Raw genomic sequence first — 8,250 nt, 5'->3', positions numbered from 1 at the left:
TTTGTTTCTGGATAAAATAAATACCAGATAAGATTGTTAACAATCACCTGATAATTGAAGAACCGCCTTTTGCAGGCGGTTTTTTTGTGGATAAAAATCAAGCTTTTAACTATTTATTTTTAAGGATTTAACAATAAATTCATACCCAGGTTCGATGTGTTTTACCCTAATTAATTATGTGGCCCTTTACTAAAAAAATCAAGCAACCGGCATGCCAGCCGGTGGTTGCCTGCAATACGGTTTTGTGTATTCCTGGTACCTGGAAAGACGTTGAGGATATTGCAAATACCGTTTTCTCCATAAACGAAGGCACTTACATGGTTGTTGGAGATTTGCTCATCAACCCGCAGGCCGCGCAATTTTATAAATTTGAAATAAAAGAGCAAGATGAAAACATGGCAGCATCATTCGAAACATTAGGGAAGACGACAGGCATCACGGACGTCGGGCTAAGTAAGATCAGGAACCATAATTATGTGATATACATCACCGGTAAAACCGGTAGTTTAAACGAGGCCCACCAACTGGCACTCGCAGGTGTGGCGGTGCTTAACGCCGGCGGCATCGGGGTACGGATAGATACTACAGGTAAAGCATTTGAAAAACAAAAATGGCTCAAATACCTCACAAATTTTGTTTAGGCCGACCTGTTTGAGATGTTTGTAACGAGTTCAGTTACCGACGAAGGAAAGAATGTTTTCTCCCGGGGGATGCATAATCTTGGTCTGAAAGACACATTAGTTTGTGGCGAAGAACTTCAAAACGCGGTCGACCTGATCAATGTATTCGGGTATTACCAGGTTTTCGACAAGCCGATTATCCATCAAAATGAATTTTTCCAGCCCGATCCTCAATCCGGCCAATATTTGATCACTGAAGAAATTAATCAGCCATTCAGCGACAATGAGCTGTTTAATAACCCTTATGGCATGTGGAAGCTAAGACGTTTCGCGCATTAATGGGTATAGTTATAACGATAATCAAAAAATGAAACATAAAAATGGAGGAGATCAGGGAAACAGGTGGCGCACGGATCGGAATGGCGAATGCTACCTGGCCGATGGCCACATTGATTGTAAATCAACAAACTTTACAATTAAAGGCATCCATATTAGGCGACCTGGTTTTTAAATCTTCTGACATCATCAGTATTGAACCATATACGCTAATCCCGGTATTAGGGCAAGGAATAAAAATCAATCATACGGTAGCAGGATATAACAAAAAGTTATATTCTGGACTTTTGGAAGCCCCGAAGCATTGATCAGGAAAATAAAGCAAACAGGTTTTTTAGTAAATGCAAATTCAATTCCTGCCGACGTAGCTGCAAGAGTAGTAACTGCTCAGGCCCGCGGCAGTATCCCTGTGAAGAAATCAGCTGCAATCGTGATCGTTTTGATTTGGAATGTATTGTTTTTATACGATATAATAAGATTCTTAAATGGAGAGCATAATGGCTTTCCCCTGGGTATTGGCGCTCAATTAGCCCTTGCTTTTGTTTTTCTGATTTGCCTGCTTTTATTAATAAGCGCCCCGGTAAGAACCCTTATCCTAAAACCTGGCATGGAGTTAAATGGCATTAAAATCTTCCTCATTTTTATCGTGATGATTGCAGTTGTAATGTTTACAGCCATATCTATTTTTCCAAAATAAAAAACCGTTGTTAAACTCTTGAAAACGATCGTCAGTTGGCATCATCCAAAGGGTAACTGATCCCAGCAATCGCACGTATTTTATCAAGCGTTTCCATTAGTAAAAGCGTATCGGCAAAAGGTATCACCGGGCTTTCGGTTAAACCGCTCCTTAAACAATCATTTACATGCCTGGCTTCATACTGGTAACCAAACCCTGGTTCTTTATGCACAGGGATACCCTCGACACTGTCCACCCTTTCCTTATAAAACTCAATGGTGGATGATGGTTCATAAAATCTTGAAGTTAGCCTGATCCTTCCCTCGCTGCCGCATATGTCTGCTTCTGTTGCCAGATTGGACGAAAAGGTAGAAAACAATTGCGCCATCGCCCCATTATGATAGCGAAAAAGGATGGCGCACTGCTCATCAACACCGGTTGAAGCAGGTGTCATTACCGCGTTGATATGATCGGGCGTACCCAATATGCTCATCGCCATAAAAACATTATAAATCCCGATATCCATTACGGTACCGCCGCCCAATACAGGATCAAACAACCTTACCGGAATTGGTGGCGTTGGTTTAAAACCAAAGTTGATCAATACCGACCTGATCTCGCCAAGCAGCCCCTGCCCTACCATTTCCTTCACTTTTAAATAATGAGGATGGAACTTTGTCCACAAAGCCTCCATTAAAAATACCTTCTTTTCTTTCGCCAGGCTAACCATTACCTCAGCCTGCCTGGTGTTCATGGCAAAAGGCTTTTCGCATAACACGGCCTTCCCATGGTTTACACAAAGTAAAGTATTTTCATAATGCAGGTTATGTGGTGTAGCAATGTAGATGACATCCACTTCAGCGTTTTCGGCCAGATCCCGGTAGCTATCATGAGTATATTTTACAGGGAAGTCTTTGGTGAAATCATCCGCCGATGCCTTCGATCGAGAGCCAATGGCATTTAATTCAGCCCCTTCAACCAGTTTAAGATCGGATGCGAATTTTCGGGCGATGCGCCCTGCACCTAAAATGCCCCACCGGATGGTTTTCATTCTTAAAGTTGAGATAAATTGAGATACAATACTAAGAAGTTAAATGTCATTAACGGCCTTTAGACGACTATATTCTTGAATATTGTTACAAATCGTCATTGTTTGCGTATCCATATAAACATTATCTTAGCTCCATCTTATCCTGTAATTATGTTTAAACCTTTACTCATTTTATCAACAATAACCGTTTTTTTCTTTTTTACGGCCAATGCCCAAACCGATACTTCAGCATATGATCTCGGTCGGGTATCTGTAAAAAAACAATTCACCCAAAGTATTACCATAAAAAGCAGCGACCTCGAAAGAATGCAGTTCAGCAACCTGGCCGAAGCAATAAACGTTTGGCTATATGGCACTTATTCAAATGGATCTACACTAGTGTACGTTGTTGATGGCAACATCATCACCGATGTTAACGCCTACAGTATTTTTGACTTGGAAGAAATAACACTGGTGCAGAATGCAATTGCACAGGTAAGCGGTGCAGGCCCGGCCCAGCAACTGGTATTTATCAAATTAAAAACCAACAGGCCCGGCAAACAGGGTATCGAAGCTGCAGGCCAAAGCAGTTTGGTGAATATGGCTAACCGCCCGTATAACGCAGGCGCAAAATCCACATCAAACTTATATCATCAATATTATCTATCCGGGTATAAAAACCTCGATTCGGTACAGATGGGCGTTTCTGCCGACTACCAGCACGATGTGATGCCGGTTTTAAAATCAAGTTATTATAATTCAGTTGATCCTTTTCATTTTGACCGGTTTAAATTTAACGGGTATTTAAATGCCAATGTGTGGAAAGGCACCAGTATAAATTTCGGAATAAATTATGTACCGCACACCGACGCCTATGCTGCCGATTATAATTATGCAAATACAACAGCGCTGGAAAATAACGTCATAAAAGGAGGTGCTGCTGAACACATGGCCAGCTCCAACATTTCTGTTAATAGTAAAATCATTCCAGGCTTGATCAACACATTGTCCGGAGCCTATTCACACTACAATTATTTTGAAGCTGACTCCGTGAGCTTGTTGATCGTTACTTCCGGTAACCCGATTGAAAATGCGAAGTCATTCCAGGGATCTTATAACAAAATTTCTAATTTCTTATTAAAGGATAATTTAATTTACCATAAAAAAGCTGGCAGCTTTGATTTTGAACCGGCACTTAATTTTTCATATCGTAAATATGATAATAAAGCTGTTGATTCAGCCTCCTATTTGCAAACTTACGGCCAGGGTGGTATCCCGACTTATAATTTAAGCAAGCAAAGCGAACAATATACTGTTAAATTATACTTACTTACGCCATCAATAAATATCAGTTATAAAGATGTATTTAATCTGCAGGGCGGTTTCGTCAGCCTGTTAAATTCTGGTAAAGATTTTAATCCTGATTATAAAATACCGAGGTTATTCCCGTTTTTGTCAACCTCAGTAGATGTTTTTAAACTGGCAGGGCTGAAGGATATCAGCCTGATGGTGTTTGGCTCCTTTTCGCGCCAAAATAGTTTACTTGATGACCCTTACGCCACATTAGGACAATCACCCTCAAGTGTTTCACTAAATCAGGGTAACACTTTAAGTTTTAACAGCTTTGGGAACCTGCTCATTTATCCGACAGCTAATTTTGATCCTTTAAAAGAACTGAATAATTACCAGGCTGGGTTGATATTGGGCTTGTCCAAAAATTTCTTATTCAGTTACAACTTCCAGGAGAGCTACAGCCCGGGCCTTTTGCCGGAATATATCCCTTTTGGTATCAATGGTTATGAGCTTGTATATATTTATTATTATGCAAAAGAGGTTACTAACCGTATAGGGCTAAATTATACTTTACGCGCAAGCGCCTTTAGCTGGAGAACGGGGCTAAATATCGCTGAGGAAAAATTTCAAATCTCCGAATCTAACGTTAATGCCGCCGCATATGCTTCCTATTTAAACACGGGGCACCGTTACAGCGGAGGTTTTACCAATCGCTTTAGCTGTAAAAACCTATTTGCCGGCCTCGATATTTTATACCAGTTAGGTCAGCGTCCTGTTAACCTAATTGGTTTTGTTCCGGGCGGCGGTGTCACACCTGCTCATGTTAATTCCGTATCCCTTCAAAGCCTTTACTTTGGCTCACAGGTAAAAATGAACAGGGTAAAATATGCGGAAGTTTTCGCCAGTTTCCGCAACATCGCGCAAAATAATTCAGGGGATATTACTGATAACCGTAGATTTTACGGGCTTGGGGTGAAGGTGGGATGGTAATCTGCTCTTTTTACAACCATTACAACAACTAAAACACTTTACGCCGAGCCTAAAATATCAACCCTAAAGCAATTCCGATGATGATTACCACCGGCGCTTTAATTTTAGTGTAATTTAGTAAAAGGAAAGTGCCCGCCATAATTAAATAGGCCAGCCAATTCAACCCGAAGGGTTTGGTGAGCAATATTAAAGCCGTTGCCATAAAGCCAACGGCAACCGCATTAATGCCGCTTAAGGAGTTACGGATCCGGGTTATCTTTTTGAGGTCATCCCAAAAAGGGACAATAAATAAGATGAGGATAAGCCCGGGCATATTTAAACCGATAACTGCTACCAGGCTGCCAATTATCTGCCCAACTATTCCATGCCCTTTATTGCCCATAGTCATACCTCCTAAAAATGAGGAAAATGAAAAGGTGGGCCCAGGTAAAACCTGCTGAAGCGCAAATCCCGAAAGGAATTCAGAATTACTGAGGTAGTGTTTCGCCTGCACAAACTCGGTGTACATTAGTGGCACCAAAACTTGTCCTCCACCAAATACAAGAATGCCGTTACGGTAAAAGTTTTCAAATAAACGTATCGGCAAACTTATGGCTGACGTTTGTTTTACAATGGCGCCCAATGCAGCAAAAAACAATAATACACCAATAAAATAAGTCACTTTATTGGGATTCACATTGGCAAATAATTTTACCCTTAATTCACTTTCTTCCCCTGGCGTTTCCAGTGCAGAAGATACGATGCCCCCCAGTAAGATCAGTATCGGAAAAGCATAAGCATTTTGTAAGATCAGCGTCACGATAAGCGAGCCAATAGCCAGGCTGGCGCTTGTGCGGCTTTTTAAAAATTTATGGGCAAAAGTATAAGTTGCATAAGCCACAATACCTACCGCTACTGGCTGCACAAAACGCAAAACTTCGGTAAATTTAGCGTGCCCGGCAAACATTTTATAACTGATGGCTGCCAGGCACATCACTGTAGCCGACGGTAATATCCATATCAAAAACGTAATAATGGCCAGCCGCAGCCCTCCTACCTTCCATGCAATACCTACAAGTGTTTGGGTTGATGCCGGGCCAGGGAGCAATTGTGCCAATGCATTTAATTCGATCAGTTCCTGTTCGGTGATATAACGTCTCCTCTCTACAAATTCGCGCAGCAAAACTGCAATATGCGCCTGCGGACCGCCAAAAGCCGTAAACGTATAAATAATTACATCACGAATAAATAAAAGTTGCCGTTTCTTCATGGGTTCATTAGTTCATTTGTTCACTGGTTCATTAGTGCAAAGCCCATTACCTTACATCAAGGCACCAATGAACTAATGAACCAATGAACTAATCGTCCTCCTCCATCAATTCATCATAAACCGCTCTTAATTCCGAGAAGGCATGGTTATCATTTTTTTCACGGGTTATCTTCATGCCGGTTTCATAGGTGCTTATCGCTTCTTGTTTTCGGCCAAGTGCTTCATAAAGTTTACCTAAATGGTAATAAGTACCTGTGTAACCCGTATGGTTCTTAACCAGGTCCTCATAAAATACCAGGGCTTTATCCGTTTCCTTCAAGCGTAAATATTCAGTTGCCAGGGCATATTTCAAAAACGGATCTTCCGGTTCGTTTTTTATAAATTCCAGCAACTTTTCTAATCTGTTCGTCTGCATTTTAAACTCTATCTTTTTTAACTAAATTTGCACAAACCTGATTGTACACTATATTCATATGTGGTAACATATCCAGGCCCGCAATACTTTTTAGAAACTGAATAACGCGATGAAGATACTGGTTTGCATAAGTAACGTCCCTGATACCACGACAAAAATAACTTTTAACGAGAATAACACGCAATTTAATACCACGGGCGTGCAATTTATATTAAATCCATACGATGAGATTGCATTGGCACGTGCCATTGAGTTAACTGACGGGGGCAATGGATCAGTAACAGTAATAAATGTGGGCGAAGTGAATACCGAACCCACCATCCGCAAAGCGCTGGCCATTGGAGCAACCGATGCTGTCCGGATCAACGCAAAGCCGCATGACGCATGGTTTGTGGCTTACCAGATAGCCCAATATGTTAAGGCTAACCCTTTTGATCTGATCTTAACCGGACGCGAATCGATAGATTATAACGGCGCAAAAGTTGGCGGGATGATTGCGGAGCTTTTAGATTTCCCTTCTGTTTCGATCATTAAAAAATTAGAGATCGGGGGGACTAATATCACGGTTGAACGCGAAATTGAGGGTGGTAAAGAAATATTGACCATACCTCTGCCAATTGTTGCAGGTACAGCCGAAGGTGTTGCTGAACCCAAAATACCCAATATGCGCGGAATTATGTCGGCACGTAGCAAGCCGCTTACCGTTATTGAACCCGTCGGGATAACAACAAATTCTGAAATAATCAGTTATGAAACACCCGCGCCACGCGGACAAGTAAAACTTATTCCGGCAGATGATGTTGCCAAACTGGTTGAGTTATTGCATGAAGAAGCAAGGGTAATTTAAAATTTTTAATTTATACATTCTTATCTGATATATATGCCGGTTTTAGTTTACGCCGAGAACGCCGAGGGGAAATTCAAAAAATCAACTTTTGAGGCAATATCTTATGCCAGGGCCATCGCCAACCAAAATAACACTACACTTACCGTAATTTCCATCGGTGACGTAAATGCTGCGGAATTGGCCGGCCTTGGTAAATACGGTGCTGAAAAGGTACTGAATGTTTCAAATGGCAAATTAAAACAATTTGTAAACCAGGCCTACGCTGCTGTAGTCGCTGAAGCCGCAAAAAAAGCAGGCGCCGATATTGTTGTGTTGTGCAACTCTTTTTCGGGCCGTGGATTGGCACCGCGCATTGGCGTAAAAATGGAAGCTGGCGTAGCAGACGGCGCGGTTTCGCTACCCGACCAATCAAACGGAAAATTCACCGTCAAAAAAACCGCATTTTCAGGTAAGGCTTTTGCTTTGGTTGAATTAACTTCGACCAATAAAGTAATTTCACTTAGCCCCAATTCATATAAAGTTGTTGACACCGGGTCAACTGCTGTAGTAGAGGATTTTAATCCTGAGGTTAAAGCAGCTGATTTAACTACCATCATTAAGGAAATTGTACGCTCAACTGATAAAGTTTCCTTACCTGACGCCGATATTGTTGTATCAGGCGGACGAGGGCTTAAAGGGCCCGAAAACTGGGGAATGATAGAAGAACTGGCAAAAGAAATGGGAGCTGCTACAGCTTGTTCTCGCCCGGTTTCTGATGTTGACTGGCGTCCTCACCACGAGCACGTAGGCCAAAC

The 8,250-nt window shown here is 41.6% G+C and carries 10 protein-coding genes; 7 read left to right on the top strand and 3 right to left on the bottom strand.

Annotated features, from left to right (window positions below; genetic code table 11):
- Positions 1–176: 176 nt before the first annotated feature.
- The 4 genes from QZY09_RS19360 to QZY09_RS19345 are packed head-to-tail and all read left to right on the top strand — an operon-like array spanning position 177 to position 1,653.
- Positions 177–641, top strand: a complete 465-nt coding sequence (locus QZY09_RS19360) for a hypothetical protein (RefSeq protein WP_295675038.1) — start codon at positions 177–179, stop codon at positions 639–641.
- Positions 642–656: 15 nt separating this feature from the next.
- Positions 657–959 carry a hypothetical protein gene (locus tag QZY09_RS19355; protein ID WP_295675036.1) on the top strand — a complete coding sequence of 101 codons (303 nt, stop codon included), beginning with the start codon at positions 657–659 and terminating at the stop codon, positions 957–959.
- A 41-nt stretch (positions 960–1,000) separates the two neighbouring features.
- Positions 1,001–1,264 carry a hypothetical protein gene (locus QZY09_RS19350; RefSeq protein WP_295675034.1) on the top strand — a complete coding sequence of 88 codons (264 nt, stop codon included), beginning with the start codon at positions 1,001–1,003 and terminating at the stop codon, positions 1,262–1,264.
- Positions 1,261–1,653 (top strand): hypothetical protein, encoded by a 393-nt coding sequence (locus QZY09_RS19345; protein ID WP_295675031.1) that lies wholly within the window; start codon positions 1,261–1,263, stop codon positions 1,651–1,653. Before QZY09_RS19350 ends, QZY09_RS19345 begins: the two co-directional genes overlap by 4 nt.
- 31 nt (positions 1,654–1,684) lie before the next feature.
- On the opposite strand, the gene QZY09_RS19340 is transcribed toward QZY09_RS19345, so the two are convergent.
- Entirely contained in the window at positions 1,685–2,683 is a 999-nt protein-coding gene (locus tag QZY09_RS19340) for a Gfo/Idh/MocA family oxidoreductase (RefSeq protein ID WP_295675029.1), read from the bottom strand.
- A gap of 150 nt (positions 2,684–2,833) precedes the next feature.
- On the opposite strand from QZY09_RS19340, the gene QZY09_RS19335 reads away from it, so the two are divergent.
- The gene (locus QZY09_RS19335; RefSeq protein WP_295675027.1) at positions 2,834–4,945 is read left to right on the top strand and encodes a hypothetical protein; all 2,112 of its coding nucleotides are present in this window, start codon (positions 2,834–2,836) and stop codon (positions 4,943–4,945) included.
- Positions 4,946–4,994: 49 nt separating this feature from the next.
- Here QZY09_RS19335 and chrA read toward each other — a convergent pair whose 3' ends face one another.
- Both chrA and QZY09_RS19325 read right to left on the bottom strand, forming a co-directional pair.
- Entirely contained in the window at positions 4,995–6,194 is a 1,200-nt protein-coding gene (chrA, locus tag QZY09_RS19330) for a chromate efflux transporter (RefSeq protein WP_295675024.1), read from the bottom strand.
- Positions 6,195–6,282: 88 nt separating this feature from the next.
- Positions 6,283–6,609 carry a tetratricopeptide repeat protein gene (locus QZY09_RS19325; protein ID WP_295675021.1) on the bottom strand — a complete coding sequence of 109 codons (327 nt, stop codon included), beginning with the start codon at positions 6,607–6,609 and terminating at the stop codon, positions 6,283–6,285.
- 109 nt (positions 6,610–6,718) lie between these two features.
- On the opposite strand from QZY09_RS19325, the gene QZY09_RS19320 reads away from it, so the two are divergent.
- Both QZY09_RS19320 and QZY09_RS19315 read left to right on the top strand, forming a co-directional pair.
- Positions 6,719–7,456, top strand: coding sequence for an electron transfer flavoprotein subunit beta/FixA family protein (locus QZY09_RS19320; RefSeq protein WP_295675019.1), 738 nt, complete (start codon positions 6,719–6,721; stop codon positions 7,454–7,456).
- Positions 7,457–7,489: 33 nt separating this feature from the next.
- Positions 7,490–8,250, top strand: a 761-nt coding sequence (locus QZY09_RS19315; protein ID WP_295675017.1) for an electron transfer flavoprotein subunit alpha/FixB family protein, incomplete at its 3' end; no start/stop codon positions are given.

Source organism: uncultured Mucilaginibacter sp. (assembly GCF_903913935.1).
Classification (GTDB): Bacteria; Bacteroidota; Bacteroidia; order Sphingobacteriales; family Sphingobacteriaceae; genus Mucilaginibacter.
This window is presented reverse-complemented; position numbering and strand designations above follow the sequence as displayed.